Genomic DNA, 26044 nt, shown 5'->3' with positions numbered 1-26044 from the left:
CGTGGGCGCCATGTGCGGGAGGTACGCGACGACCAGGAGCGCGGGCGACCTGAGCGCGCTGTTCGAGTCGACCGACTCCACCGGCGGGGTCGGGCCCGACTTCAACCTCGCCCCGACCGATTCCGCGCCGCTGGTCCGGCTCGCGCCGGAGGGGCACCGGCTGCTCTCCCTCGGCCGCTGGGGGCTGCTCCCGCCCTGGTCCCGCAGCGCGGCCGGCGCGGCCCGGATGATCAACGCGCGGGCCGAGACGGTCGCCACCAGCCGGGCGTACGCCCCGTCCTTCGCCCGCCGCCGCTGCCTGGTTCCGGCCGACGGGTGGTACGAGTGGGTCCGCCGGCCGGACGGCGGGCGGCAGCCCTACTTCATGACCCCGCGGGACGGCTCGGTGCTGGCCTTCGCGGGCATCTGGTCGCTCTGGGAGGCGGCCGGGACGCCCCGGCTCACGTTCAGTGTGCTGACCACCGCGGCGCTCGGCGAGTTGGCCGAGGTGCACGACCGGATGCCGCTGCTGCTGCCCCGGGACCGCTGGGCCGCCTGGCTCGGCCCGACCGACGAGCCCGCCGCGCTGCTCGTCCCGCCGGCCGCCGGGCAGCTCGCCGCGCTGGAGATCCGGCCGGTCTCACCGGCGGTCGGCGACGTCCGCAACGACGGTCCGGAGCTGATCGCCCGGGTCGCCCCGGCGGGGGCGGAGGCGGACCGGGAACCGACGTTGTTCTGATCACCCTCAGCATATTGTCGAGTGCTGATTTGCCGGGGTTGCGCCGGAAAAGTCGCCCGGTCGTTTAGTCATGTTTACCGAAGACTCTTGTCTCGGCGTGCGCGAGTGCGATAGAACACAGCGCCGGTGATGGGCGTCCGTTCGCACGGGGCGAATGACATCCATCGATCTCTAGGAAGATCTTCGCCGGTCCCACGGGGGAGGTGGGTGTATTGACACGGGCACGCATGCCCCGCCCGCACGAGGTGGCGGCGGCGCGGCGCGATCCGCGGCTGCTGCGAGCCTTGCGCGAACGGCGACAGGACGAGGCGTGGCGCACCAGGGGCACCTGCCAGAGCGTCGATCCGGAGACGTTCTTTCCGGCGCCCAACGAGCCGGCGGACGCGGCGGTGGCGCTCTGCCGCACCTGCGACGTCCAAGGCTCCTGCCTGGCCTGGGCCTTGGAGGTGGGCGACTGTCACGGCGTCTGGGGCGGCACCACGCCGCGTGAGCGGCGAGCCATGCTCGTCGCCTGGCGCAGCGAGGTGCAGCCGGATCCGGACGCGGTCGACGAGCCCGGGCCGCCGGTCCGCGATCGTCTGCTCACGCTGGTGCCGCTGAGCTGATCCCGGCCCCTGGCCGCGGGCGTCGGGCCGGATCTCGACGCCGGATTTCGACTGGTCGGGCGTCGGTGGTTTCCGCGCCCGGCCGTCGCCCGGCGGGCCGCCGTGCGCAGAATGGGCCGGTGCGGCACGACGACGAGATCGACACGCCACGGGGGCCGGCGCGCATCCGGCTCGACCCGCCGACGGCGACCGGCGGCACCCTGCTCGTGCTGGGTCACGGCGCGGGCGGCGACGTCGACGCGCCCGATCTCCTGGCGGTCCGCGACGCGGTTCGTGACGCCGGGGCCGGGGTGGTGCTGGTGACCCAGCCCTACCGGGTCGCCGGCCGTCGCGCGCCCGCACCGGCCGGGCACCTCGACGAGGCGTGGACGGCGGTGCTGACCGAACTGCGCCGTCGTCTGCCGGGCACCGGCCGCTGGGTGGTGGGTGGGCGGTCGAGTGGCGCCCGGGTGGCCTGCCGCACCGCCGCCGCCGTCGGGGCGGCCGGGGTGGTGGCGCTGGCGTTCCCGCTGCACCCACCCGGGCGGCCGGAGCGGTCCCGGGCCGACGAGCTGGGCACCGGACTGCCGACCTTGGTGGTCAACGGCGACCGGGACCCCTTCGGCGTGCCCGATCTCGCGCCCGGCGTCGAGGTGGTGGTCCGGCCGGGGGAGCGGCACGACCTCCGCCGGGACCCGCCCGGCACGGCCGAGGTGGTGCGCGCCTGGCTGGCGGCCCGAGGTTGGCTGCCCTGACAGCCGCCCTGATCTCGGCTGCCCCGGTCCCGGCTGCCCTGGTCCCGGCTGCCCTGGTCCCGGCTGCCCCGGTCCCGGCTGGCTGGGCGGCCGGTCCCGGCTCGGCGGGCGTGCGTGACCGTCTCCGCCGGGCGGTCGTTGCACCGGTTGGCGCCGGCCGCCCGGCACGGGCGTGATCGGAGTCACCTCCCAGGCCCTTCCTGGTCCCAGCATCGGTCGCGGTCGAGCTGGGGCCAGGAACGGGTGACCCGAGATCTTGGTACGAAACGGCCCCCGGAGGGGCGCCTCCGTACCAAGATCTCGCCGCTTCCGGCGGTGGCGGGGGTCGGGTGGGTGGAATGTTGGGGGGCGGCGATCGCGTTGGGACCTGTTGGGAAACGACATTGCCAGCGCGAGGGGGGTGACCGGTGCCGGTCGAGACTCGGAGCCGGGAACGGGACGAACGGGACGAACGGCAGCTCCGGCGGCTGCTTGACGCCCCGGAGTGGCAGGCGTCGGCGTCGACCGTGAGCACCGGCACACACTCGGGAAGTGAATCTGCCGGCAGGCGGGTGCGCGTATCCTCGGCGGGAAAGCATCCGACGCGAGGGGATGTGCGGTTGACCACCGAGAAGACGGACGAGCGCAGGGCCCGCTTCGAGCGGGACGCGATGCCCTTCGTCGATCAGCTCTACGCTGCCGGGCTGCGGATGACCCGTAACCCGGCGGACGCCGAGGACCTGGTCCAGGAGACCTACCTGAAGGCGTACGCCGCCTTCCACCAGTTCGAGCAGGGCACCAACCTGAAGGCCTGGCTCTACCGGATCCTGACCAACACCTACATCAACTCCTACCGGAAGCGGCAGCGTCAGCCCGTCCAGGCGCCGACGGACGAGATCACCGACTGGCAGCTCGCCGAGGCGGAGTCGCACACGTCCAGCGGTCTGCGCTCGGCCGAGACCGAGGCGCTCGACCGGCTGCCGGACAGTGACGTCAAGGAGGCCCTCCAGCAGTTGCCGGAGGAGTTCCGCCTGGCGGTCTACCTGACCGACGTCGAGGGTTTCTCCTACAAGGAGGTCGCCGACATCATGGGTACGCCGATCGGCACCGTGATGTCCCGCCTGCACCGGGGCCGACGCAACCTGCGGAAGCTGCTGGAGCGGTACGCGGCGGAGCGGGGTTTCAGCGCCGCCCCGTCGAAGGGTTCGACCGCCGCCGCCAGCCGGGAGGTGTGACCGTGAGCTGTGGACGACCGCACGAGACGGACTGCCACGAGGTGCTCGCCGAGGTCTACCTCTACCTCGACCTGGAGTGCGGCGAGGAGCGCCGGGTGCTGATCCGGCACCACCTGGAGGAGTGCGGGCCGTGCCTGCGCGAGTACGGCATCGAGCAGGAGGTCAAGGCGCTTGTGGCCCGGTGCTGCGGCAACGAGGCGGCGCCGGAGAAGCTGCGTGAGCGGCTGCGGCTGCGGCTGAGCGAGCTGGTGGTCTTCGAGACCACCGAGTCCCGCGAGCTGGCCGACTGACGCCGCCGACCGATCAGACACCTGTGGCCCGGGTCCGTGTGTGGACCCGGGCCACAGGTGTGTCCGGCCCCGCAGGGCCGGGCGCCGCTGATCGGTGATCAGGAGTTGGGGCGCTTGCCGTGGTTGGCGCTGCTCTTCTTCCGGGCCTTCTTCTTCCGGGCCTTCTTCGCCATGCTCTGCCTCCTGTGCTGGTCACGGTCCGGCCGCGGGTGAGCGCGGCGGAGGTCGCGTACGGCCCCGGGTCGCCGGGCGCCGACCCGGACGATGCTAGTGCCGCCGGTGCCGCGCCGGGCGCGGTGGGGCCGCGTCCCGGGCCGGTGGTCTGAGATCGGACGTGACCGGCGTCATGATTGGATACCGTTCGCAGGACTGTCGGGGAGAGGGAGGGCCGGGAGATGGCCGAGGAGATCCGCGCCGAGATGGTGGCGAACGTCTGGAAGGTCGTCGCGTCGGCCGGCGACACGGTGTCCGAGGGGGACACGCTCGTGATCCTGGAGTCGATGAAGATGGAGATCCCGGTGGTCGCCGAGTCCGACGGCGTGGTGCAGCAGGTGGCGGTCAACGAGGGCGACGTGGTGCAGGACGGCGACCTGATCGCGGTGATCGGTTGACCGGCCTGCTCGTTCGCCGCGCCGAGCCGGCGGACTTCCCGGCGGTGGCCCGCCTGACGGTGGCCGCCTACGAGGCGGACGGCCAGCTCAAGGACGAGAGCGGGTACGCGCCGGTGCTCGCCGACGTGGCCGGCCGGGCGGGCACCGGGGAGGTGCTGGTCGCCGTGGACGTGGCCACCGGCGCGGTGCTCGGCGCGGTGACGTTCGTGCTGGCGGGCACCCCGTACGCCGAACTCGCCGACCCCGGTGAGGCCGAGTTCCGGATGCTCGCGGTCGACCCGGCCGCCCAGGGCCGGGGCGCGGGCGCGGCGCTGGCCGAGGCGTGCGTGGCGCGCGCCGTCGAGCAGGGTTGCGCGGCGGTGGTGATCTGCGTGCGCGCCGGCATGGCGGCGAGTGCGCACCGGCTCTACGACCGGCTCGGGTTCGTCCGGGCGCCGGAGAAGGACTGGGCTCCGCTGCCCGGGATCGACCTGCTCGGCCTGCGCCTGCCCCTCACCGCGTCAGTCGCCGTCGCCGATCTTGGCGAGCAGCTCGTCGGCCACCTCGAGGGCGATCTTCCGCCGCTCGTCGTCGGTGATGCCGGTGGTGCGCACCGCGAACCAACTGCTGTGCACCGCGAACAGGGTGAGCGAGGCGCGTAGCTGGGCGGCCGGGGACTCGTCGCCGCGGCTCAGCTCGCCCGCCAGTCGCATCATCCGGTCGCGCATCTGCTGGCCGGCGACGAGGCTCTTCAGCACGGTCTGGTTCTGCTCGAAGAACCGCATCACCCGGGGCAGCTCGCCGGAGAACATGGTGTCCGCGTACATGGCGATCAGGGTGCGCCGGGTCTCCAGCGTGGCCGGCTGGTCGGCGGCCCAGGCGATCAGCTCGTCCATCCGGCGTAGCCGGTCGTCGACGAAGCTGCTGACGATCTCGTCCTTGCTCTTGAAGTGGTAGTAGAGCGCCGCCTTGGTCACGTTGAGGCGCTCGGCGATCTCCCGGAGCGAGGTCTTCTCGTATCCCTGCTCGGTGAAGAGCTCCAGCGCGACGGCCTGGATGCGCTGGCGCGTGCCGCCTGTGCTCTCGCTCACCCGACCGACACCTTCCCATCCGCTTGACGTTGTCCCGGTGCCCAGCTTACCGTGCGGCTAGTAAGTTAACTAGCCGGGCGGCAAGTAAGTCGATCACCGATCTGCGGGGGAGCCTACCCATGAGTCAACAAGCCCCGGTCAGCGCGAGACCAAACGTTCGCGTCATCCTGTTCGGCCTGATGATCGCGATGACGCTCGCGATGCTCGACAACATGATCGTCAGCACCGCGCTGCCGCGTATCGTCTTCGAGTTCGGCGGCGCCGACCACTTCACCTGGGTGGTCACCGCGTACGTGCTGGGCACCACTGTCTCCACCCCGATCTGGGGCAAGCTCGGCGACCTCTACGGCCGCAAGGCGGTCTTCCTCACCTCGGTGGTCGTCTTCCTGATCGGCTCCGCGCTCTGCGGCATGTCCGGCTCCGGCGTCTTCGGCGGCGCCGACACCGGCATGGTCGAGCTGATCGCGTTCCGGGCGGTCCAGGGCCTCGGCGCGGGCGGCCTGATGGTCGGCGTCATGGCGATCATCGGGGACCTGGTCCCGCCCCGCGAGCGGGGCCGCTACCAGGGCATGATCGCCGCCATCATGGCCATCGCCATGGTGGCCGGCCCGCTTGTCGGCGGCTTCATCACCGACCACCTCTCCTGGCGCTGGGCGTTCTACGTGAACCTGCCCCTCGGCGGGGTGGCGCTGCTCCTCCTGGCCGTCACCATGCACCTGCCGAAGTACCGCACCGAGCACAAGATCGACTGGCTGGGCGCGGCGCTGCTCTCCGTCGGCATCACCGCGCTCGTGCTCGTCACCACGTGGGGCGGCAAGCAGTACGACTGGTCCTCGCCGCAGATCCTCGGCCTGGCCGTGCTGGCGGTGGCCGCGCTCGGCGTGTTCGCGCTCGTGGAGCGGCGGGCGCCGGAGCCGATCCTCCCGCTCGGCCTGTTCGCCAACCGCAACTTCGCCGTCATCTCGGTGATCGGCTTCCTGCTCGGCTTCGCCATGTTCGGCGCGATGAACTTCCTGCCGCTCTACCAGCAGACCGTGCAGGGCGCGTCGGCCACCAACAGCGGCCTGCTCCTGCTCCCGCTGATGTTCGGCATGCTCGTGGTGTCGCTCGTGGTCGGCCGGACGATCACGAAGACCGGGCGCTACCGGGCCTTCCCGATCATCGGCGGCGTGGTGATGGCCGTCGGCATGTGGCTGCTCAGCCAACTCGACCTCGGCACCGGCAAGACCGAGTCCTCGCTCTACATGGTCGTGCTCGGCGTCGGCATGGGCTTCCTCATGCAGACCTCGATGCTCATCGCGCAGAACAGCGTCGAGCAGAAGGACCTGGGCGCGGCGAGCGGCGCGACCACCTTCTTCCGGTCCATCGGCGGCTCGTTCGGCGTCTCGCTGTTCGGCGCCATCTTCGCCAACCGGCTGGCCGACTCGCCCGCCGGTCCGGCGCTCGCCGGCAACGGCGGCGGCGAGGGCGGCGCGATGGACCTGGAGAACCTCAAGCAGCTCACCGGCCCGGCGCGGGAGCTGGTGCTCGGCGGGCTCTCCGACGCCATCTCGCACGTCTTCCTCTGGGCCCTCTTCATCACGGTGGCGGTCCCGGTGCTCGCCTGGTTCGTCAAGGAGGTGCCGCTGCGCGCGACGAACGACGTCCCGCCGGCCAGCGCCACGCCGGAGGAGGAGGCCGAGGTCGCCCTCGGCAAAACCCCCGTCTGAGGTTAGGAGGGGGCCCCGCTTAACGCCTGGCGTTGTGCCGGGGCCCCTGCTTAACACCACGCCCGGGGATCGCAGGCGCTCAGGCGCGGCGGAACAGGGCGGTGAGGCGTCGCCACAGCCGGCGCAGCGGACCGGCCCCGGCGTCGGCGACGAGCGTGTCGGCCGTCGCGCGGGCGGCCGGGTCGAGGGCCGGGGTGGCCCGGGCGAGGTGGGCCAGCGACACCGCCTCCGGACCGTGATGGGCGGGGCCGGTCGCCACCTCGGCGAGCCGTCCGGCCACGAGACCGGCCACGTCGGCGCGTACGGCCGGGTCCACCCAGGCGGCGGTGACCAGGGCGAACAGTGCCGCCTCGGGCACCGGCCCCGGCTCGCCCCCGGCCAGGTCCCGCAGCACCCGCCGGCGGGTCGACTCCGCCCACGGCTCGTCGGTGCGGTGGTGCAGCAGGCCGAGACAGGCCCACACCTGCGCGCAGCGCGTCCAGAGCGCGGGGTCCTGACCGCCGAGCACCCGGCCCAGCGCCGTGGGCGGCGCCTCCGGCGGGTACGCCAGCAGGCCGAGCAGGTCGGCCAGGTCCAGCGTGGCCAGTCCGACCGCGGCGTCGTACGCGGCCGGCGGGTGCGCCCAGGCCGGGTGGGCCAGTTGCTGGAGCCGACGCACCGCGTTCTCGGTCGGGCGGGCGGTGTCCGCCGTCGGCGCGGGCAGGTGGTCCGCGCCGGCCGGGGTGACCTGGCCGAGCCACGGGCGTCCCCGGCAACACTCGGCGAGGTCGCCGTGCTCGTGCGAGTCGTCCGGGTGGTCGCGGACGAAGTCGGCGAGCGCCACCAGGTGGTCCACGTTCCCGTCGCGCTGGAAGCGCAGCCGGTGCGCGGTGTGCACGGCACAGTCGAACGTCGGGTCCTTCGCCAGCGCCCGGTCGATCCAGCCCAGCGCCGCGTCGAGCCGGCCGTGGTCGGCGAGCGTGCCGGCGATGTCCGCGTAGATCGCCAGGTCGTCGGGGTCGAGCGCGACCGCACGCTCCAGCGCGGCGAGCGCGTCGGCGGTCCGGCCGGCGCTGCGGTACGCGTATCCGAGCCACACCTCGCCGAGCTTGCTGGGCTCCGCGCGTACCCCCCGGGTGGCCCACTCGACCGCGAGGGCGACCTCGCCGAGGCGCCGGGCCAGCGCGGACGCCGCCCCCAGCAGCAGCGGGTGACCCGGATGCACGGTGATCGCGTTGCGGGCCAGCGTGAGGTAGGGCAGCAGCGGCTCGCGCAGCCGGCGCGGAACCGGGTCGGGCGCGGCGGCGCAGACCTGCATGAGGATCCGGGCGGTGCGCTCCGGATCGAGCCGTTCCGGCAGGTCGGCGGCGGTCACCCAGGGTACGGCGGCCCATGGCGCGCCCGGCGCGTAGCCGGTGGCGGCGGCCAGCAGGTCGAGACCTTCGGCGGGGCGGCCGGCGGCGGCGAGCAGGTGTGCCCGGGCCACCACGGCGCCGACGAAGGCGTGCTGGCCGAGCGGGAAGAGTTCGATGTCGCCACCGCTTGCGGCGGCGAGCCGCGCGAGGGTCTCGTGCGCCTCGGGGAGGGTGGGTGAGCGCACCAGGGCGGCGGCGACGTGGTCGGCCGCGTGCCGGAGGTCGCCCTCGCCCAGCGCCAACCGGGCCAGCGCGAGTTCCTCTTCGGCGGAGAGCGCGGCGTCGTCCTCGGGCACGTCGTCCTTCCATCGCCGGGCTGGTCGGTCGGTCAGCCGGGCAAGCCTAGGGGATCTTGCCGCCGAGTGGTGATCTGGTGCGCACTGTTGCTCGTTGCATTGTTGATTCTGGCCCAAACGTGCAAGACTGAGCACCGAACGCGCGGTAATCGCGCAGAAGGGGGTGCGCGGTGACGCGACCAGGGGCCGGGATGGCCGCCGACATCGATGAGCAGCCGGCCGGCTACGAGCGCCTGCTCTCCACCACGCACGCCGCCGCGATCGCCGAGGTGGCGGCCGTCGTCGCGCAGCGGCGACCCCGCCACGTGGTCTTCACCGCCCGGGGCACCTCCGACCACGCCGCGCTCTACGCGGCCTACCTCACCGAGATCCGCCTCGGCCTGCCCGCCGGGCTGGCCTCACCCAGCGCGATCACCGTCTTCGGCGCCCGCCCCGACCTCTCCGACGCGCTCGTCGTCGGCGTCAGCCAGAGCGGCGGCTCGCCCGACCTGACCGAGGTGCTCCGGGTGGCCCGGGCCTCCGGCGCGCTCACCCTGGCGGTCACCAACAACCCCGACTCGCCGCTCGCCGAGACCGCCGAGCTGAGCGTCGACGTGGCCGCCGGCCACGAGCGGGCGGTCGCCGCCACCAAGACCTACACCGCCGAGCTGCTCGCGCTGCTCATGCTGGTCGAGGGGGTACGCGCCGGCGACGGCGCGCTGCCCGCCGAGGAACGCGACGCGCTGGCCCGCCTGCCCGAGCTGGCCGCGCACACCCTCGCCGACGACACCCCGGCCCGGCTCGCCCCGCGCTACCGGTTCGCCGCCCAGCTCGTCACCACCGGCCGGGGCTACGCGTACCCGACGGCCCGGGAAGCGGCGCTGAAGCTGATGGAGACGTCCTACCTGCCGGCGCTCGCCTTCTCCGGCGCCGACCTGCTGCACGGCCCGCTCGCCATGACCGACCCGGACGTGCCGGTGCTCGCCGTGGTCGGCTCCGGTCCCGGCGGCACGTCGATGCGCGAGGTGCTGCCCCGGCTCGGCGAACGCCGGGCCGACGTGGTGGTGGTCGGCTCCGCCGACGTCGGCGCCACCCGGATGGCGGTGCCGGAGGTCGACGAACGGTACGCGCCCCTGCTCGACATCCTGCCGCTGCAACGACTGGCCCTGGCCCTGGCGCTGGCCCGCGGCGAGGACCCGGACGCGCCCCGGGGTTTGAAGAAGGTCACGGCGACGATGTGAGCCCGGCGTGGCACGCTGTGGGGCGTGTCCACCCTCCGTGACCTCGCCGAGGAGCACACCGCGCTCCGGCCGGCCGACATCGACCACCTGCACCGGATCGCCGGTGACTGGCAGCTCCTCTCCGACCTGTCCTTCGCCGACCTGCTGCTCTGGGTGCCGGTGGACGGCGACGGCACGTTCCTCTGCGTCGCCCAGGTCCGCCCGACCACCGCCCCGACCGCCTACCTGGACGACCAGGTCGGCCGCATCGTCGGCGGGCCCGAGGTGGCGCACCTGGAGGTGGCGCACCGGCAGGGCCGGATCTGGCGGGAGGGCGACCCGGTCTGGTACGGCGACGTACCGGCCCGGCACGAGGCCATCCCGGTGCGGCTGCGCACCGGCGACGGCGAGCACGGTGAGGTCATCGGCGTGGTCGGCCGGGACACCAACCTCTCCACCGCCCGCACCCCGAGCCAGCTCGAACTGAACTACCTGACCACCGCCGACGACCTGGCCCAGATGATCGCCGACGGCACCTTCCCGCCGCCCCGGCACCCGGGCGAGACCACCTCGGCGCCCCGCGTCGGCGACGGCCTGGTGCGGCTCGACGCCAACGGCAAGGTCACCTACGCCAGCCCCAACGCGCAGTCCGCGTACCGCCGGCTCGGCTACGCCTCACACCTGGTCGGCGAGGACCTGGCCAAGCTGCACCGCCGGCTCGCCGGCGACCCCCTCGAAGGCACCGACGCGGGCAACGCGGTCCTCGCCGCGCTGCGCGGCGAGGCCCCACCCCGGCGCGAGGTCGACGCCCGGGGCGCCACCATGCTGACCCGGGCGCTGCCGCTGATGCCCGCCGGTGTGCCGATCGGCGCGCTGGTGCTGGTCCGCGACATCACCGAGGTACGCCGCCGCGACCGCGCCCTGATCACCAAGGACGCCACCATCCGGGAGATCCACCACCGGGTGAAGAACAACCTCCAGACCGTCGCCGCGCTGCTGCGACTCCAGGCCCGCCGGGTCGCCATGCCCGAGGCCCGGGTCGCGCTCGAGGAGTCGGTACGCCGGGTCGCCTCGATCGCCCTGGTGCACGAGACGCTCTCGCTCTCCAGCGACGAGGCGGTCGAGTTCGACGGCATCGTGGACCGGGTGGCCAGCGCCGCGACCGAGGTGGCCGCCACCGAGGTGACCGTCGGCATGCGGCGGCGGGGCAGCTTCGGCATCCTGCCCGCCGAGATCGCCACGTCGCTTGTCATGGTCCTCAACGAGCTGCTGCTCAACGCCGTGGAGCACGGCTTCCCGCCGGTCGACGAGGAGGCCGCCCCCACCCCGGCGGGCGCACCGCGACCCGAGGTGGTCGTCTCGGTGCACCGGCACCGCAAGCAGTTGCACGTCTCGGTCGCCGACAACGGCCGCGGCCTGCCCGGGCAGTTCGACGCCGAACGCGGCGGCAACCTCGGCCTCCAGATCGTCCGGGCGCTCGTCACCGGCGAGCTGCGCGGCACCATCGAGCTGCGTAACGGCGCGGCCGGCGGCACCGAGGCGGTCCTCGTCGTACCACTGGCCCGGGGCACCGCCGACCGCCTGTCGGGCTGAGCCCCCGGCCGGCGGCCGTTTGTCGAGCCGGGCCGCTCACCGGGCGAGCAGCGCCACCGTGAGACCCGGGCGGGGCCAGACCTGACGGACCGTGAAACCGTCGCGCAGCGCCTCGCCCTTCGCCCCGGGCACCGCCGCCAGCGGGTCGGTCCGGCGGCCGGTGACCACGAGCCAGACCCGGTCCGCGCCGGCCAGGCAGCGGGCCGGGTCGCCGCACTCGACGGCCCAGAGGCTCGCGCCCGCCCGCTGGTCACGGACCACAAGCACGTCGCGCGGCAGCCCCGACCCCAGGTGGTACGCGAGACCGAGGTCGGGAAAGAGCCAGCCGTCCCGGGGCGAGTAGACGACCGCGTCGCCCGGCCGCTGCCCGGCGGCGATGACTCCGGCCGCGCCCGCGTAGTCGACCGGCGCGGTGCGGGGCCACTCGTGGGTCCGGCGCAGCGCCACCTGGTCGGGTAGTCCGAGCAGCCCGGCCAGGGCCACCACGACCAGCGCCGGCCCGAGGCGTACCCGGGCCAGGGCCGCGCCGGCCAGCAGGCAGGCGAACGGCAGGGTGAAGACCAGGTAGCGGTTCACCCACAGCGGGACCACCGTGCCGGCGGCGAAGAGCAGCAGCACCGGCAGCAGCACCACCGCTCCAGGCAGCAGCGCCCGCCGGCCGAGCCGGGCCGCCCCGAGCGCGGCGAGTCCCAGCAGGAAACCGCCCACCACGCCGCTCTGCGCCAGCCCGCCCGGCAGCGACGCCAGGTCGGACAGGCGGGCCGGATCGACCCAGTCGAGCTGCCGGCCCCGCTGTCGTTGGGCGACGAGGCCCAGCGGGGTAACGAGCACGATGGCCGGAACCAGCGCCACCAGCCACCGCGCGACCACCCGCCCGGCGGGCACCGGAGCCCCCGGGTCTCCCCGGACCCCGCCGCCCGTCCCGTGCCGTGACACCCGTGGCGCTCCACCCGCGGTCGGCGTCGCCGGTGGGTGGAACGCTGTGGGTGTTTCCGGGGTGCGGTGACACCCGTGGCGTTCCACCCGGGGGCGATGTCCGGGGTGGGTGGAACGCTGCGGGTGTCTGCGACCGGGCGAGGTCGGGTCGGGTGGGACTGGTCGGGAGGGGGCGGGCGGGTCGACGCCGGCGGCGGCCGGGCCGCGCACGGTGGTCAGCAGCACCGCGATGGCGTGCGCGGCAAGCAGGGTGAGCGCGATCAGGTGGAGCAGTCCGAGCGCGGCGACCGCGAGCGCGTACCCGGCCCAGCGCCGCCACGTCGGCCGACGCAACGCCCCGACCAGCAGGAGCGTGGCGAGCACGGCGAGCAGCGTCGCGAGCGCGTACGGGCGGGCCTCCTGGCCGTAGCGGGAGGTGGCCGGCAGCACGGCGAACAGCAGCCCGGCCAGCAGCCCCGCCCGGTCGGACACGAGCCGCGCGGCGAGGCGGGCGGTAAGCGCGGTGGCGACCGCCGTGGCGAGCGCCGAAGGCAGCCGCAGGGCCGTCGGAGAGGTGCCGGCCAGCGCGGTCCACCCGTGCATGAGCAGGTAGTACGGTCCAGTGGCGGCGTCGATGGTGCGGGTCAGCCGGGCCAGGTCCGGCAGCGGGCGGGTCGCGGAGCTCCAGGTCGCCAGTTCGTCCCGCCACGGCTGGGCGTGCCCGATCCCGGCCAGCGTGAACACCAGCGCCAGTAGGCCGGGGACCGCCCACACCGCCCAACCCCGGACGCGGGTCGGCGCAGGCTCGGCAGGCGCGCTCACACCCCGCAGCCTCACACGCCACCCCCACCCGCCCACCCCCCTCCGCCAATTTCCCACTCCCACTCCCACTCCCACTCCCGTCCCCGCGCCCCGGCTTCTGCCCTCGTCCCGCTCCCGCCCGTCCTGCTCCCGCTCCCGCTCCCGCTCCCGCTCTCGCTCCTGCTCTCGCTCCTGCTCTCGCTCCTGCTCTCGCTCCTGCTCTCGCTCCTGCTCTCGCTCCTGCTCTCGCCTCGGCCTTGCCTTCCCTCTCGCCCGTCGATCATGGAGTTGGCAGCACCTGGAGTCCGTTTTGTCGCCGCTAACCTCATGATCGACGAGTGACCCGGTAGATCTTGGAAGGATTCGGCCCCTGGAGGGGCCATTTGGCTCCAAGATCTCCCGACGGCGGGGTTGATCAAGGAGTTTGCGTCGGCGGTGGCGCTTTCGATGACGCAAACCCCTTGGTCACGGCCAGGGCCGTCCGGCTCGCGCTGGGTGGATGGGCTTGATGCCCTGCCCGGGCTGGTCGGCATCCGGAGGCGGGATATCCGGGGGCGGGGCGCCTGGGGGCGGGGCGCCCGGACGCCGGACAAGCGGGTGTCGAGCATCGCCGGGTGCCGGGTGCCGGGTGCCGGGTGCCGGGTGCCGGGGTGCGGGGGTGCCGGAGCGGGGGCCGGGGGCTGGGGGGTGCGGGTTGGGCGGGCGGAAGCCTCGCGAGGGGCCTTCGTCTCCGGCGGTGGCGCTCCGGATGCGGCAGGGCACGTGGCGCCGTCGGTCCGGACCGTGGGCCGGCTTCCGCGCCCAAAGCGGCGTTCCACCAAACGGACACCAGGCGGAGTGGGGCAGGTCACAAAGGTGGCGCGTGGATAGGTGTCGATCCGGGCGGGGGGCCCGTGATGTGGGATCAGAGCACCGGTCGGTGGCCGGAGACCCCGTGGTGTGGCAGCATGAAGCCATGACCGCCGCTGTCGTCCGCCGCTTCGTGGCTCGCCGCCACGTCGACTACGGCCGCGTGCGCAGCGCGATCTGTCCGGCCCACTGACGACGCCCGACCCATCCGTCTCGGGCGCGCTCCGCGCCGGCCGTCATCGACACCGCCGTCCTCGGTCCTCTTCAGGGCTGGCCGCCGCGCCCGCGCTCCCAGGCACCGCAGCAGACAAACGGAGGACGCCGCGATGGCGGTCAGTAGCACCCCAACCCGCTCGGACCAGCCGGCTCCCACCACCCGGGCGCCCCGTCGGCCGCGTGGCGAGGGCCAGTGGGCGCTCGGTCACCGTGAGCCGCTCAACTCCAACGAGCGGCTGAAGAAGGACGACGACCCGCTCAACGTGCGGGACCGGATCGAGAACGTCTACGCGCACCGGGGTTTCGCCTCGATCGACCCGCAGGACCTGCGTGGCCGGTTCCGCTGGTGGGGCCTCTACACCCAGCGTAAGGCCGGCATCGACGGCGGGCGCACCGCCGTGCTGGAACCGCACGAGCTGGAGGACGAGTTCTTCATGCTCCGGGTTCGGGTCGACGGCGGTCAGCTCAGCCTGGCCCAGCTCCGGGTGATCGCGGAGATCTCCCGGGAGTTCGCCCGGGACACCGCCGACATCACCGACCGGCAGAACATTCAATATCACTGGATCCGGGTCGAGGACATGCCGGAGATCTGGCGCCGGCTGGAGGCGGTCGGCCTGCAGACCACCGAGGCGTGCGGCGACTGCCCCCGGATCGTGCTGGGCAGCCCGGTGGCTGGCGTGGCCCGGGACGAGGTGGTCGACGCCACCCCGGCGATCGACGAGATCGTCCGCCGGTACGTCGGCGACAAGCAGTTCTCCAACCTGCCCCGCAAGTTCAAGACCTCGATCTCCTGGCTCGTCGACACCCCGTACGAGGCGAACGACATCTCGTTCCTCGGCGTCGAGCACCCGGAGCACGGCCCCGGTTTCGACCTCTGGGTGGGCGGTGGGCTCTCCACCAACCCGATGCTGGCCAAGCGGCTCGGTGTCTGGGTGCCGTTGCACGAGGTGCCGGACGTGTGGGCCGGGGTGGTGGGCATCTTCCGCGACTACGGCTACCGCCGGCTGCGTAACCGGGCCCGGCTGAAGTTCCTGGTGGCCGACTGGGGCGTGGAGCGCTTCCGGGAGGTGCTGGAGAAGGAATACCTGGGTCGGACGCTGCTCGACGGTCCGGCTGCGGAGCTGCCGGCGAAGCCGGTCGACCACATCGGCGTGCACCCGCAGCGTGACGGCGCCTGCTACGTGGGCGCGGCCCCGGTGGTGGGCCGGGTCTCCGGCACCCAGCTCGCCGAGCTGGCCGACGTGGTCGAGGCGCACGGCAGCGACCGGGTGCGGCTCACGCCGTACCAGAAGCTCCTGGTCCTGGACGTGGCGCCGGAGCGGACCGAGGAGCTGGTGACCGCGTTGCGGGGGATCGGCCTGGAGGCCAGGCCGTCGGCCTGGCGGCGCGGCACGATGGCCTGCACCGGCATCGAGTTCTGCAAGCTGGCCATCGTGGAGACCAAGCGGCGCGGCGAGGAACTGGTCGCGCGGTTGGAGGAGCGGCTGCGTGACTTCGACGCGGACATCTCCATCCACCTCAACGGCTGCCCGAACGCCTGCGCCCGCACGCAGGTCGCGGACATCGGTCTCAAGGGCCAGCTCGTGGTCGGCCCGGACGGCCAGCAGGTCGAGGGTTTCCAGGTGCACCTCGGCGGCGGCCTCGGCATGGCCGCCGGGCAGACCGCCGGCTTCGGCCGCAAGCTGCGGGGCCTGAAGACCACCGCTGACGAGCTTCCGGAGTACGTGGAACGGCTGGCCCGCCGCTACCTGGCCAGCCGGACCGACGGCGAGAGCTTCGCCAACTGGGTGATCAGAGTTGATGAGGAGGAGCTTCGATGAGTGACGCTCGATCTGCGCCTCTCTACTGCCCGTACTGCGGCGAGGAGGACCTGCGACCGCACGAGGCCGGGCACGGCGCCTGGGAGTGCCACGCCTGCGCGCGGGTGTTCTCGGTGAGGTTCACCGGTCTGCTGAGCCGGGCGGTGAACCGGTGACCGGCCTGCTCTCCGCCGCCGGCCTGGGCCTGGTCGGCGGGGCCGCCCCGGCGGACCCGGCCCGGCGGGACCCGGAGGAGCTGCGCGCGCTGGCCGAGGAGGCCGGGCGGGAGCTGGCGGACGCGCCCGCGCTGGAGATCGCCAGGTGGGCGGCGGAGACGTTCGGCGAGCGGTTCTGCGTGACCAGTTCGATGGCAGACGGCGTGGTGGCGCACCTGGTCTCCCGGGTCGCGCCCGGCGTCGACGTGGTGTTCCTCGACACCGGCCTGCACTTCCCGGAGACGCTGCGGGTCCGCGACGAGGTGGCCCGGCGGATGCCGGTGCGGGTCCGCTCGATCCGCCCCCGGATGACGGTCGGCCAGCAGGACGGCCAGTACGGGCCGCGCCTGTTCAACAGGTCCCCGGACGACTGCTGCCAGTTGCGCAAGGTGGAGCCGTTGGAGCGGGCGCTGGCCGGCTATGACGCATGGGCCGCCGGGCTGCGCCGGGACGAGTCGCCGACCCGGGCCAACACGCCTGTGGTGGGCTTCGACGCGCGGCGCGGCAAGGTCAAGGTGAACCCGATCGCCGCCTGGACGCAGCGCGAGGTGGATGCGTACGTGGCCCGCCACGACATCCCGGTCAACGAGCTGTTCGCCCGGGGCTACGGCTCGATCGGCTGCTGGCCGTGCACCCGCCGGACGAAGGCGGGGGAGGACCCGCGGGCGGGTCGCTGGGCGATGTTCGAGAAGACCGAGTGCGGCCTGCACATCTGACGGGCGACGCGCCGGTGGTGCTGGTGGCGCACGGCAGTCGTGATCCGCGCGCGGCCGAGGCGACGCGGGCGCTGGCCCGGGCGGTGGCGGCCACCTCTCCCGGCCGGCCGGTGCTGCCGAGCTGGCTCGACCACACCGAGCCCGGGCCGGGCGAGGTGCTGCGGCAACTCGCGGACGCGGGTCATTCCCGGGCGGTGCTGGTGCCGTTGCTGCTGACCGCGGCGTACCACCGGAAGGTGGACATCCCGGCGGCGGTCGCGGCGGCCGGCGCGGACCTCGACGTGCGGGTGACGGAGGTGCTGGGGCCGACCGGCGGTGTGGTCGACGGGCGGTTGCTGGCCGCGCTGCGGCGCCGGCTGGCCGAGGCCGCCGGGGAGGGCGCGGACGCCGTGGTGCTGGCCGCGGCGGGCACCCGTGATCCCGCCGCGCGTGCCTCGGTGGGTCGGGTGGCCGCGGCGCTCGGCGCCGGGCTGGGCGTGCGCTGCCGGGTCTCGTACGCCTCAGCCGCGCCGCCGGAGGTCGGTGGCGCGGTGGCGCGGCTGCGCGCGACGGGCGCTCGCCGGGTCGCGGTGGCCGCCTACTTCCTGGCGCCGGGCCGGTTTCACGACGGGGTACGCGCGGCGGCCCGCTCCGCAGGCGCGGTGGCGGTCGCCGACCCGCTCACCGACCTGCCGGAACTCGCCGATCTGGTGCGGCGGCGGGTGGACGCGGTGGCGGGCTGACCACGGTTCGGACCGCGAAAAGCCCCGGCCGGGATCCCGGCCGGGGCTTTTCGCGTGTGTGGGTCAGGCGGAGTGAGCGCGCAGCACCCGGAGACCACCGCGACGCTTGACGGCGCGGCGCTCCTCCTCGCTCATCCCGCCCCAGACGCCGGCGTCCTGACCGGACTCCAGCGCCCACTGCAGGCACTGGTCGGTCACGGGGCAGCGCCGGCAGACGGCCTTCGCCTGCTCCACCTGCAGGAGGGCCGGACCGGACGTCCCGATCGGGAAGAACAGCTCCGGGTCCTCGTCGCGGCAGACCGAATCGTGGCGCCAGTCCATGGCGGCAACACTCCTCATTCTTAGTGGATGGCCAGATAACGCTTTGTTGCTATTCCTTATATGCGTCCGCGTTGCCGAAAGGTGACGGTCAGCATCCATCAATTCGGCGCTGCGTGAGCAGGCTGCGGGCCCCTGGACCTGCTGGAACAGCTCAACCGGACGAGCGTATCCAGGCGATGTCCCGGTAACACGAGTTCGCTTGTGAATACTTTCACGAACTACAGCGATGTCAAGGGTGACGCTCGGAAAAACTCCGAACAGTGAGCGGGCTCACCACCCATTTGTCCCGGTTTGCGAGGGCTCTCGTTACCCGGTGTGCCACAGTCGAGGATCAATATAGTACGGTCTGCGTGACGATGCTGACATTTCCGGCACCCTTCCTCGGCGTGGCGGCCACCTCGCCCCTGCGCGGGCGGGGGTCCGCGTCAACCGACGGGGATACCCGAGACCTAGCAGATTACTCTCAGTGCGGCGGGTACGGATGTGAATCTGACTTTTTCCCGCTCGCCGAGATAGTCGCCATCGAGCTGGAACGGCAGCGGACGGGTCGCGAGCAGCGTGAACTCCTCCACATCGTGCAGCCGGAGCACCTGCTTGCCGTGCGGATCGGGCTTCCGGGAGAAGAACTGAGTCACCGTCCGTGTGGTGCTGGCCACCTTGAGCTGCCGGATGGCGAGCACGTCGAGCCCGAGGTCGAACGACGCCTCCGGATTCGGGTTGATCTCACGGTCACCGAGATAGGTCCACGGCGCGGTGTTCTGGATGATCGCGGTCGCCAACTCGGTCGCCGGCGCCTCACCCGGGCGTTCCAACGTGATCGGCGGGTGGCGGCGGTCGGAGCCGACGAAGTACTGGCTGGCCGTGGACCGGAAGTAGAGGGCCGGGGTGGACACCCGGCCCCGCTTGCGGGCCTGCTCCACCCGCCGGATGACCGCCGCGTCCAGCCCGAAGCCGGCGCAGAACGTGAAGTAACGGTCGTCCGCCCGGCCCAGCCCGATGGTGCGGGACCGGCCCAGGCGCAGCCCTTCCAGGATCATGCTGGTGCCGTCCGGCCACTCCCGCGGCAACCCGAGCGCCCGGGCGAAGACGTTCGTCGAGCCACCCGGCACGGTGGCCAGCGCCGGCAGCCGCTCGGCCGAGGTCGGCCCGGTGCGGAACGTCGGCGGCTCGGCCGCCATCAATCCGTTGACCACCTCGTTGACCGTGCCGTCGCCGCCGAGCGTGACGACCAGGTCGACACCCTCCTGGGCGGCCTCCCGGGCCAGATCCATGGCGTGGCCCCGTCGGCGGGTGTATCGCACCGACAGGTCGACTTCACTGCGCAGTGCCCGGACCAGCACGTCCCGGCTGCGCTCGCTTGTGGTGGTGGCCTTCGGATTGACCACCAGGACGGCCCGCATGGGCGGCACAATACCGCGCCTACCCACCGGTATCGTGGCGCCCGTGACGATCGACTCGGACCCGGTCCCCGGCCCGCTCCGCGCGGCGGTGCTCCTGCTGCGCGCCGAGGCGGTGGCGCTCGGGCTGGTCGCGCTGTGGCTGATCTGGTCCGACCTCACCGCCGAGCGCACCGACCTGACCTCGGCGCTGCTGGTGACCGTCTTCGCGGTCGCCGGGGCGGTCGCGCTCTGGGCGCTCGGCGGCGCGCTGTCCCGGCGGCGGACGGGTGCCCGCGCGCCGGCCATCGTGCTCCAACTCATGCTGCTGCCCATCGGGTGGTACATGCTCACCGGCGGGCTGGGCTGGCTCGGGCTGCCGCTGATGGCGCTCGGGCTCGGCGTCGTCGGGCTGTTGCTCAGCGGCCCGACCAACCGGGCGCTCGGCTTCGGCGGCCCGGCCGACCGGTAGCCGGGCCGGTCAGTAGCCGCTCGAGCGGCGGGTCAACAGCGAGATGGTGGCCCGGCCGTCGGCGGCCCGCGCGCCGGCACCGGTGGTCAACGCGGTGAGCACCTTCCAGGCGAAGGACGACTCGGACGGGAGCGTGGCGCCCCGCACGGTCGGCACGGTCACCTCGACGGTGAGCGCGTCCTCGGTGACCGCGAAGCGACACTCCAACTCGGCGTCACGGGTGGCGATGGCGAGGAGCATGGCGCACGCCTCGTCGACCGCGATGCGCAGATCCTCGATCTCGTCGAGCGCGAACTGGAGCCGGGCCGCGAGGCCGGCCGTGGCGGTGCGGAGCACGCCGAGATAACCGCCGTCGGCGGGCACGGTGAGGTGCACGACGTCGTCGTCCGTCGTCGGATGCCCGGTCAGTTGAGTCACGCCTCATCCCCCCGGTGCGGGACTCTACCCGCTCAGTCGGCCGAACGGGTGGGTGCGGGCGTCGCCTGCGCGGCGAGCTCGCCCAACGCGGCCCCGGCCAGCCGATACGGCGTCCACTCGTCCATCGGCGTGGCGCCGATCGCGGCGTAGAAGCGGGCCGCGGGATTCCAGTTGATCATCCACCATTCGAGCCGCTGGTATCCGCGCTCGACGCAGATCGCGGCCAGGGCGGCCAGCAGCAGCCGGCCGGCGCCGGTGCCCCGGGCATCCGGCCGCACGTAGAGATCCTCCAGGTAGATGCCGTGCACACCGGCCCAGGTGGAGAAGTTGAGGAACCAGAGGGCGAAGCCCACCGGCTCGTCCGCCGCGTCCACCGCGACGTGCCCGTACAGCGCCGGCTCGGGGCCGAACAACGCCACGTCGAGCTGCTCGGCGGTGAGGTGACACTGCTCCGGAGCGCGCTCGTACGCGGCGAGTTCGTGCACCATCGCGACGACGGCCGGCACGTCCTCAGGACGTACCGGCCGGATCGTCGGCACCGTGACGGGCGAGGTCACGCCTGCTTGGTCTCCCAGAAGATCTTGGAGATCTCGTCGATCTTCGAGAGCAGCTCGTCGGCCTTGGCCGGGTCGGTCCCGCCCTTGGCGCCGGCCGCGCCGGCCAGCTTGGTGGCCTCATTGAAGAGCTGGTGCAGGTGCGGGTACTTCTCGAAGTGCGGCGGCTTGAAGTAGTCGGTCCAGAGCACCCACAGGTGGTGCTTGACCAGCTCGGCCCGCTGCTCCTTGATCAGGATGGCGCGGGTGCGGAACTCCGGATCGGTGTTCGCCTGGTATTTCTCGCAGATCATTTTGACCGACTCGGCCTCGATCCGAGCCTGGGCCGGGTCGTAGACGCCGCAGGGCAGGTCACAGTGGGCGCTGGCGGTCACCCGGGGCGTGAGGATGCGAGGAAGGCGCATCAGGGTCCTCCATGGGATGTTTGCGATGATCGAAGACGACATTACTCCTGGAGATGCTTTCCAGCGGGCGGGAGGTGAAACCCGTGCTGCCCGTCCTGATAACCGGCCCGTCCATGTCCCCGACACTGCGTCACGGCGACGCGGTGCTGGTGCGCACCGGTGGCCGTCCGGTCCGTCCCGGCGACGTGGTGGTCGCGGTCTTCCGCAGCCGCCCCGACCTGCTCGTGGTGAAGCGCGCGGTCGAGCCACGCGACGGCGGCTGGTGGCTGCGCGGCGACAACGACCTGGTCACCGACGACTCCCGGGCGTACGGAGTGGCCGACGTACGCGGCCGGGTGGTGGTCCGCTGGTGGCCCCGGCCGGGTCGGATCAGGGGCCGTCCGCAGGGGTGACGGTGGATATGACCCCGCTCACATCGTGGGAGCCGACCCGTGACTATGCTCGGAAGTGCCCGGGTGACCCCCCGCACCGCCGCCCCGCCGGTCGCTGACCTCGCCGACCGCGCCGGCCGGTCCGTCTGCTCGACAGATCCTGGAGTCACCATGTCTGCGTCCACCCCGGACCCCGCTGATCCCGTCTTCCGGCTGCACGTCGGCGGCAAGATGGCCGTCGCCTCGACCGTGCCGCTGACCAGCCGGGAAGACCTCTCCCTCGCGTACACCCCGGGGGTTGCCCGGGTCTGCGAGGCGATCGCCGCCGATCCCGACCTCGCCGACACCTACACGTGGGTGTCGCACACCGTCGCCGTGGTCACCGACGGCTCCGCCGTCCTCGGTCTGGGCAACATCGGCCCACGCGCCGCGCTGCCCGTGATGGAGGGCAAGGCGGTGCTGTTCAAGCAGTTCGCCGGCGTGGACGCGGTGCCGGTCTGCCTGGACACCCAGGACGTGGAGGAGATCGTCGCGGTGGTACGGGCGATCGCGCCCTCGTTCGGCGGCATCAACCTGGAGGACATCAGCGCGCCGCGCTGCTTCGAGGTGGAACGTCGGCTGGACGAGGCGCTGCCCATCCCGGTCTTCCACGACGACCAGCACGGCACCGCGATCGTGGTGCTGGCCGCGCTGCGCAACGCCGCGACGCTGCTCAACCGCAAGCTCGGTGACCTGCGGGTGGCGGTCAGCGGGGCCGGCGCGGCCGGAGTGGCGGTCACGAAGATGCTGATCGCCGGCGGCGTCGACCCGGCCCGGGTGGTGGTCTGCGACTCGCGCGGCATCATCGGCCGGCACCGCGACCTCACCGGCACCAAGGCCGAACTGGCCGAACTCACCAACGCCGAGGGTCGCCAGGGTGACGTCACCGAGGCGCTGCGCGGCGCGGACGTGCTCGTCGGCGTCTCCGGCGGCCAGATCCCCGAGAGGGCGGTGGCCGGCATGGCCCCCGGCGGCATCGTCTTCGCGCTCGCGAACCCCACGCCGGAGGTGCACCCCGAGGTGGCCGCCCGGCACGTCGCCGTGGTCGCCACCGGGCGCAGCGACTACCCGAACCAGATCAACAACGTGCTCGCCTTCCCGGGCGTGTTCCGCGGCGCGCTCGATGCCGGCGCCACCCGGATCACCGAGGGGATGAAGGTGGCCGCCGCCGACGCCATCGCCGGCGTGGTGGCCGAGTCGCTGACCGCCGACGCGATCGTGCCGTCGCCGCTGGACCCGCGGGTCGCCCCCGCCGTCGCGGAGGCGGTCGCCGAAGCCGCCCGGCGCGACGGGGTCGCGCGCCGCTGAGGGTGTAAGGAGGGGGCCCTTCTTAACGCCTTCTGCATAGGAAGGGCCCCTTCTTAACGGCCGCTCAGCTTGTTACGGTGCGGATCATGCGTGCTGCCTATGCCTCGGCCTTCGACGACGACAACCCGCTCGCCGCGCTCGCCGTCGGCGACCGTCCCGAGCCGACCCACCCGCAGGACGACTGGGTCACCGTGCGGGTGCGCGCCAGCTCGCTCAACCACCACGACCTCTGGTCGCTGCGCGGCGTCGGCCTGACCGCCGACCAACTCCCGATGATCCTCGGCTGCGACGCGGTCGGCACCGACCCGGACGGCAACGAGGTGGTCATCTACCCGGTGGTGCCCACCCCGGGCGACCCGCGCGGGGTCTCCATCCTCTCCGAGCGCTTCCCGGGCACCTTCGCCGAGCTGGTCGCCGTACCCCGGATGAACCTGCTGCCGCTGCCCGACGGCCTGTCGGCCACCGACGCGGCGTGCCTGCCCACGGCCTGGCTCACCGCGTGGCGGATGCTCACCACCCGGGGCCGGGTCGCCGACGGCGAGTCGGTGCTGGTCCAGGGCGCCGGCGGCGGCGTGGCCACCGCGGCGGTCGCGCTCGGCGTCGCGTTCGGCAAGCGGGTGTACGCGACCAGCCGCGACGCAGCCAAACGGGAGCGGATCGCCGAGCTGGGCGCCACCGCGCTGGAGCCCGGCGCGCGCCTGCCGGAGCGGGTCGACGTGGTGATCGAGACGGTCGGCGCGGCCACGTTCGACCACTCGCTGAAATCGGCCGCGCCGATGGCCCGGATCGTGGTCTCCGGCGCGACCGCCGGGTACGAGCCCACAGTCAACCTGCGTCGGGTCTTCGCCATGCAACTGGAGATCCTCGGCACCTCCATGGGCACCCCGGGCGAACTGGCCGAGCTGCTCGCGTTCTGCGCCGAGCACGGGGTCCGGCCGGTGGTGGACCGGGTGGTGCCGTTCAGCCGGATCGAGGAGGCGTTCGCTCGGCTGCACTCCGGCGAGGTCTTCGGCAAGGTGGTCGTCGACCACACCACCTGAGCCGGCGCGCGCGTTAAGCGGGGGCCCCGCCTCTACCGCAGGCGTTAAGCGGGGGCCCCGCCTTACAGCCGGTCGTCGAGGGTGGCCAGGTTGCCACTCGTCGCTTCGGTGGGGAGGCGTTTCTTTGCCACCGGATCACCGTAGAGAGTCCAGCGGAGGAACTCGACCGTGGTGTCGGCGACCACCCGCAGCGCCTTCCCGTCACCCAGCAGCGCCCGGCCATGATCGCCCTTCGGCAGGCTGAGCATCGCCTTCGGCCACGGCACCGCGTCGAACACGGCCTTGCCCGCCGCGTACGACACCACCTCGTCCGCCTCGCCGTGCACGAACAACTGCGGCGCGGCGGCGCCGGCGAACCCGGTGCCCACGCCGAGCGCCGTACCGGCGAACACGATCCCGGCGTCCAGCCGCTCGTCCCGGCCGATGGTGAACAGCCCGATGGTGGTCACACCGCCGGCGCTGTGCCCGGTCGCGGCCACCCGCTCCGGATCCAGCCGGCCGCGCAGCGGATCACCCGCCGCCTCGCCGAGCGCGAGCACTCGGGTCAACACGTACGACACGTCGGCCGGCTGGTTGAGCACGTCCAGCGGGTTGCCGTCACCGCCCCGCGCGGTGTGCGGGAACCGCGGCGCGGCCACCACGAACCCGGCCGCCGCCCAGCGCGTCAACAGCACCTGGTAGTCCTCCGGCCGGGCATCGAGGCCGTGGCTGAACAGCACCACCGGGAACCGCCCGTCGGCCGCGCGGGCGGACCGCTCGGCGGCGCCGCCGGCCGCGCCCGTCGCCGGATACCAGAGCGTCACCGGCAACGGCCGGTCGCCGTCGCGGTTCAGCTTCAGTTGACGTACGCCGACCGCGAAGCTCTTCGTGGGCGCCTTGCCTGTGGCGACCCGTGGGGCAGGCGTGGTGGCCTGCGGTGAGGCGTCGGGGGCCGGTCGCCCGGTCGGGGCGGTCGGCTCCGAACAGCCGGCCAGGCCGACGCCGAGCAGAGCGGCGGCAACCAGGGCAACGGAACGACGGCGCATGCCCCCGATTGTGCCTCGCGGTTGTAAGGAGGGGCCCCTTCTTAACGCCTGCGGTAGAGGCGGGGGCCCCTATTAACACTCGGCGCGGGTGGGTCAGCCCGGCGGGCGTTTGCCGATCGACGCCTGGAGGCGGGCCAGGTCGGCGGCATCCTTGGCGCGTCGAGGGCGCTCGGGCATCCAGACCGGGAACATCTCCTTGAACTCGATCTGTGCGGTGACACTGATCACCGGTGCCACGAGCGACCCGATCCGGCCCGGCGGGGCGGCCAGCATCCCGTCCGGCAGGGCGGTGCCCGCCCACGGGCCGGCGCCGACGACCACCCGGCCGGTCGGATCCCGGTCCAGGTAGGCGAAGCTCAGCTCGACGTCGCCGCGAAGCAGGTCAAGCTGGTTGGCTGCGGGCATCCGTGGGTCGGGGCGCCAGCCCTGCCCACCGAGCCGGGCGGCCAACCGGTCGGCGTCGTGCCGCCAGCAGTACCAGTCGACGTCGACGTGCGGGCGGCTCACCGTGCCGAGGTGGAAGTCCATCGCCCAGCCACCGCGCAGCCAGACCTCGATCCCGGCCACACCGGCCAGGTCGACGACGTCCCGGATGGCGTCCAGTTGCCGCTGTTCCAGCCCGTCCATCGAGCGAATGCTACGCCGATGGGGTGAGGAGGGGCCCCTTTTTAACGCCTGCGGTAGAGGCGGGGCCCCCTATTAACACCTGCGGCGGCGGGGAGGCGGCGCAGGGCGGCCCGGTCGTCGTCGAGCGTCCAAGGGAGGAAGTCGGTGGTGGTGGCGAGCACCGGGGCGAACCGGGGTGAGTATTCGCCGTGCCCTGCCGGAGCAGGCTGAGGACGGCGGCCGGGATCGGGTCGGAGGTGGCGACCCAGCAGCGCCGCCGTGAGCCCGGCCAGCCGCCGTCGCCGTCACCACTGCAGAGTAGGCGGCCGAGCGGTTGACGCGCGCCCGCCGTCCGGCCGGGCGGTGTCTCCACCGGCCGGATCGGTTTCGTCGCGATCGGGTGTCCGGGAGCGCCGGGGCCGGCCCGGCGGGACCGTGCCGCCCG

The 26044-nt window shown here is 73.3% G+C and carries 28 protein-coding genes and 1 pseudogene; 19 read left to right on the top strand and 10 right to left on the bottom strand.

The genetic code is table 11. The features are described from left to right. Positions 1-10: 10 nt before the first annotated feature. The 8 genes and pseudogenes from O7619_RS28585 to O7619_RS28550 form a co-directional block, all read left to right on the top strand. Positions 11-718, top strand: coding sequence for an SOS response-associated peptidase (locus tag O7619_RS28585; RefSeq protein ID WP_282284562.1), 708 nt, complete (start codon positions 11-13; stop codon positions 716-718). Positions 719-930: 212 nt separating this feature from the next. Then, positions 931-1323 carry a WhiB family transcriptional regulator gene (locus O7619_RS28580; RefSeq protein WP_091068696.1) on the top strand — a complete coding sequence of 131 codons (393 nt, stop codon included), beginning with the start codon at positions 931-933 and terminating at the stop codon, positions 1321-1323. Between the two features lie 119 nt (positions 1324-1442). Further along, on the top strand, positions 1443-2057 hold the full coding sequence (locus O7619_RS28575; RefSeq protein WP_282284560.1) for an alpha/beta family hydrolase: 615 nt from the start codon (positions 1443-1445) through the stop codon (positions 2055-2057). 407 nt (positions 2058-2464) lie between these two features. After that, a complete protein-coding gene (locus tag O7619_RS28570) occupies positions 2465-3271 on the top strand; it encodes a sigma-70 family RNA polymerase sigma factor (RefSeq protein ID WP_282284559.1) in 807 nt (268 codons plus the stop codon). Between the two features lie 2 nt (positions 3272-3273). After that, the gene (gene rsrA / locus O7619_RS28565) at positions 3274-3561 is read left to right on the top strand and encodes a mycothiol system anti-sigma-R factor (protein ID WP_282284558.1); all 288 of its coding nucleotides are present in this window, start codon (positions 3274-3276) and stop codon (positions 3559-3561) included. A 57-nt stretch (positions 3562-3618) separates the two neighbouring features. Beyond that, positions 3619-3774 (top strand): hypothetical protein, encoded by a 156-nt coding sequence (locus O7619_RS28560; RefSeq protein WP_281586825.1) that lies wholly within the window; start codon positions 3619-3621, stop codon positions 3772-3774. A 182-nt stretch (positions 3775-3956) separates the two neighbouring features. Further along, positions 3957-4172 carry a biotin/lipoyl-binding carrier protein gene (locus O7619_RS28555; RefSeq protein WP_282284555.1) on the top strand — a complete coding sequence of 72 codons (216 nt, stop codon included), beginning with the start codon at positions 3957-3959 and terminating at the stop codon, positions 4170-4172. Further along, positions 4169-4672, top strand: a pseudogene (locus O7619_RS28550) (GNAT family N-acetyltransferase); the annotation flags it as partial. The gene O7619_RS28555 and the pseudogene O7619_RS28550, both read left to right, overlap by 4 nt. Here the strand turns inward: O7619_RS28550 and O7619_RS28545 are convergent. Continuing rightward, positions 4673-5242 carry a TetR/AcrR family transcriptional regulator gene (locus O7619_RS28545; RefSeq protein ID WP_282284554.1) on the bottom strand — a complete coding sequence of 190 codons (570 nt, stop codon included), beginning with the start codon at positions 5240-5242 and terminating at the stop codon, positions 4673-4675. Positions 5243-5361: 119 nt separating this feature from the next. Here O7619_RS28545 and O7619_RS28540 point away from each other — a divergent pair, with 119 nt between their 5' ends. Further along, on the top strand, positions 5362-6951 hold the full coding sequence (locus tag O7619_RS28540; RefSeq protein WP_282284553.1) for an MDR family MFS transporter: 1590 nt from the start codon (positions 5362-5364) through the stop codon (positions 6949-6951). Between the two features lie 79 nt (positions 6952-7030). On the opposite strand, the gene O7619_RS28535 is transcribed toward O7619_RS28540, so the two are convergent. Continuing rightward, the gene (locus O7619_RS28535) at positions 7031-8641 is read right to left on the bottom strand and encodes a tetratricopeptide repeat protein (RefSeq protein WP_282284552.1); all 1611 of its coding nucleotides are present in this window, start codon (positions 8639-8641) and stop codon (positions 7031-7033) included. A gap of 191 nt (positions 8642-8832) precedes the next feature. On the opposite strand from O7619_RS28535, the gene O7619_RS28530 reads away from it, so the two are divergent. Both O7619_RS28530 and O7619_RS28525 read left to right on the top strand, forming a co-directional pair. Then, positions 8833-9861 carry an SIS domain-containing protein gene (locus O7619_RS28530; RefSeq protein ID WP_282288980.1) on the top strand — a complete coding sequence of 343 codons (1029 nt, stop codon included), beginning with the start codon at positions 8833-8835 and terminating at the stop codon, positions 9859-9861. A gap of 24 nt (positions 9862-9885) precedes the next feature. After that, positions 9886-11433 carry a PAS domain-containing sensor histidine kinase gene (locus O7619_RS28525; RefSeq protein WP_282284551.1) on the top strand — a complete coding sequence of 516 codons (1548 nt, stop codon included), beginning with the start codon at positions 9886-9888 and terminating at the stop codon, positions 11431-11433. A gap of 36 nt (positions 11434-11469) precedes the next feature. Here O7619_RS28525 and O7619_RS28520 read toward each other — a convergent pair whose 3' ends face one another. Beyond that, on the bottom strand, positions 11470-13170 hold the full coding sequence (locus tag O7619_RS28520) for a glycosyltransferase family 39 protein (RefSeq protein ID WP_282284550.1): 1701 nt from the start codon (positions 13168-13170) through the stop codon (positions 11470-11472). A gap of 1154 nt (positions 13171-14324) precedes the next feature. Here O7619_RS28520 and O7619_RS28515 point away from each other — a divergent pair. The 4 genes from O7619_RS28515 to O7619_RS28500 are packed head-to-tail and all read left to right on the top strand — an operon-like array spanning position 14325 to position 17666. After that, entirely contained in the window at positions 14325-16034 is a 1710-nt protein-coding gene (locus tag O7619_RS28515) for a nitrite/sulfite reductase (protein WP_282284549.1), read from the top strand. Beyond that, positions 16031-16189: a hypothetical protein gene (locus O7619_RS28510; protein WP_181570118.1), complete on the top strand. Its 159-nt coding sequence runs from the start codon at positions 16031-16033 to the stop codon at positions 16187-16189. Before O7619_RS28515 ends, O7619_RS28510 begins: the two co-directional genes overlap by 4 nt. Next, complete coding sequence (locus tag O7619_RS28505; protein ID WP_282284548.1) at positions 16186-16944, top strand: phosphoadenylyl-sulfate reductase; 759 nt, start codon at positions 16186-16188, stop codon at positions 16942-16944. Before O7619_RS28510 ends, O7619_RS28505 begins: the two co-directional genes overlap by 4 nt. Next, positions 16926-17666 (top strand): CbiX/SirB N-terminal domain-containing protein, encoded by a 741-nt coding sequence (locus O7619_RS28500; protein WP_282284547.1) that lies wholly within the window; start codon positions 16926-16928, stop codon positions 17664-17666. Before O7619_RS28505 ends, O7619_RS28500 begins: the two co-directional genes overlap by 19 nt. A gap of 63 nt (positions 17667-17729) precedes the next feature. Here the strand turns inward: O7619_RS28500 and O7619_RS28495 are convergent, their stop codons facing one another. Then, positions 17730-17987, bottom strand: coding sequence for a WhiB family transcriptional regulator (locus O7619_RS28495; RefSeq protein WP_013288358.1), 258 nt, complete (start codon positions 17985-17987; stop codon positions 17730-17732). Positions 17988-18436: 449 nt separating this feature from the next. Beyond that, complete coding sequence (locus O7619_RS28490) at positions 18437-19387, bottom strand: diacylglycerol kinase family protein (protein WP_282284546.1); 951 nt, start codon at positions 19385-19387, stop codon at positions 18437-18439. 43 nt (positions 19388-19430) lie between these two features. Here O7619_RS28490 and O7619_RS28485 point away from each other — a divergent pair, with 43 nt between their 5' ends. Then, the gene (locus O7619_RS28485; protein WP_282284545.1) at positions 19431-19835 is read left to right on the top strand and encodes a hypothetical protein; all 405 of its coding nucleotides are present in this window, start codon (positions 19431-19433) and stop codon (positions 19833-19835) included. Between the two features lie 9 nt (positions 19836-19844). Here the strand turns inward: O7619_RS28485 and O7619_RS28480 are convergent, their stop codons facing one another. Genes O7619_RS28480 through sodN form a run of 3 tightly spaced genes read right to left on the bottom strand, consistent with a single transcriptional unit; the run spans position 19845 to position 21210 of the window. After that, entirely contained in the window at positions 19845-20252 is a 408-nt protein-coding gene (locus O7619_RS28480; RefSeq protein WP_282284544.1) for an ATP-binding protein, read from the bottom strand. A 32-nt stretch (positions 20253-20284) separates the two neighbouring features. After that, complete coding sequence (locus O7619_RS28475) at positions 20285-20809, bottom strand: GNAT family N-acetyltransferase (RefSeq protein ID WP_282284543.1); 525 nt, start codon at positions 20807-20809, stop codon at positions 20285-20287. Beyond that, complete coding sequence (sodN, locus tag O7619_RS28470) at positions 20806-21210, bottom strand: superoxide dismutase, Ni (protein WP_282284542.1); 405 nt, start codon at positions 21208-21210, stop codon at positions 20806-20808. Before sodN ends, O7619_RS28475 begins: the two co-directional genes overlap by 4 nt. A 53-nt stretch (positions 21211-21263) precedes the next feature. Between sodN and O7619_RS28465 the strand changes: the two genes are divergently transcribed. The 3 genes from O7619_RS28465 to O7619_RS28455 all read left to right on the top strand — a co-directional run bounded on the left by O7619_RS28465 (position 21264) and on the right by O7619_RS28455 (position 23968). After that, complete coding sequence (locus O7619_RS28465) at positions 21264-21602, top strand: S26 family signal peptidase (protein ID WP_282284541.1); 339 nt, start codon at positions 21264-21266, stop codon at positions 21600-21602. 150 nt (positions 21603-21752) lie between these two features. Further along, complete coding sequence (locus O7619_RS28460) at positions 21753-22928, top strand: NADP-dependent malic enzyme (RefSeq protein ID WP_282284540.1); 1176 nt, start codon at positions 21753-21755, stop codon at positions 22926-22928. Between the two features lie 86 nt (positions 22929-23014). Then, positions 23015-23968, top strand: coding sequence for a zinc-binding dehydrogenase (locus tag O7619_RS28455; RefSeq protein ID WP_282284539.1), 954 nt, complete (start codon positions 23015-23017; stop codon positions 23966-23968). A gap of 62 nt (positions 23969-24030) precedes the next feature. On the opposite strand, the gene O7619_RS28450 is transcribed toward O7619_RS28455, so the two are convergent. Both O7619_RS28450 and O7619_RS28445 read right to left on the bottom strand, forming a co-directional pair. Then, positions 24031-24993 (bottom strand): chlorophyllase, encoded by a 963-nt coding sequence (locus O7619_RS28450; RefSeq protein ID WP_282284538.1) that lies wholly within the window; start codon positions 24991-24993, stop codon positions 24031-24033. A gap of 93 nt (positions 24994-25086) precedes the next feature. Next, a complete protein-coding gene (locus tag O7619_RS28445; protein WP_282284536.1) occupies positions 25087-25620 on the bottom strand; it encodes an aminoglycoside adenylyltransferase in 534 nt (177 codons plus the stop codon). Between the last annotated feature and the right edge of the window lie 424 nt (positions 25621-26044).

Origin of the sequence: Micromonospora sp. WMMD998 (assembly GCF_029581235.1) — a bacterium.
Classification (GTDB): domain Bacteria; phylum Actinomycetota; class Actinomycetes; order Mycobacteriales; family Micromonosporaceae; genus Micromonospora.
Note: the sequence above shows the minus strand (reverse complement) of the source record. Positions and strands in the feature narration are given on the sequence as shown.

Coding starts and splice junctions, on each gene's coding strand:
- O7619_RS28585 (WP_282284562.1), top strand. CDS start 11: ATGTGCGGGAGGTACGCGACGACCAGGAGCGCGGGCGACCTGAGCGCG.
- O7619_RS28540 (WP_282284553.1), top strand. CDS start 5,362: ATGAGTCAACAAGCCCCGGTCAGCGCGAGACCAAACGTTCGCGTCATC.
- O7619_RS28465 (WP_282284541.1), top strand. CDS start 21,264: ATGCTTTCCAGCGGGCGGGAGGTGAAACCCGTGCTGCCCGTCCTGATA.
- O7619_RS28555 (WP_282284555.1), top strand. CDS start 3,957: ATGGCCGAGGAGATCCGCGCCGAGATGGTGGCGAACGTCTGGAAGGTC.
- O7619_RS28460 (WP_282284540.1), top strand. CDS start 21,753: ATGTCTGCGTCCACCCCGGACCCCGCTGATCCCGTCTTCCGGCTGCAC.
- O7619_RS28515 (WP_282284549.1), top strand. CDS start 14,325: ATGGCGGTCAGTAGCACCCCAACCCGCTCGGACCAGCCGGCTCCCACC.
- O7619_RS28445 (WP_282284536.1), bottom strand. CDS start 25,620: ATGGACGGGCTGGAACAGCGGCAACTGGACGCCATCCGGGACGTCGTC.
- O7619_RS28530 (WP_282288980.1), top strand. CDS start 8,833: ATGGCCGCCGACATCGATGAGCAGCCGGCCGGCTACGAGCGCCTGCTC.
- sodN (WP_282284542.1), bottom strand. CDS start 21,210: ATGCGCCTTCCTCGCATCCTCACGCCCCGGGTGACCGCCAGCGCCCAC.
- O7619_RS28455 (WP_282284539.1), top strand. CDS start 23,015: ATGCGTGCTGCCTATGCCTCGGCCTTCGACGACGACAACCCGCTCGCC.
- O7619_RS28450 (WP_282284538.1), bottom strand. CDS start 24,993: ATGCGCCGTCGTTCCGTTGCCCTGGTTGCCGCCGCTCTGCTCGGCGTC.
- O7619_RS28495 (WP_013288358.1), bottom strand. CDS start 17,987: ATGGACTGGCGCCACGATTCGGTCTGCCGCGACGAGGACCCGGAGCTG.
- O7619_RS28490 (WP_282284546.1), bottom strand. CDS start 19,387: ATGCGGGCCGTCCTGGTGGTCAATCCGAAGGCCACCACCACAAGCGAG.
- O7619_RS28510 (WP_181570118.1), top strand. CDS start 16,031: ATGAGTGACGCTCGATCTGCGCCTCTCTACTGCCCGTACTGCGGCGAG.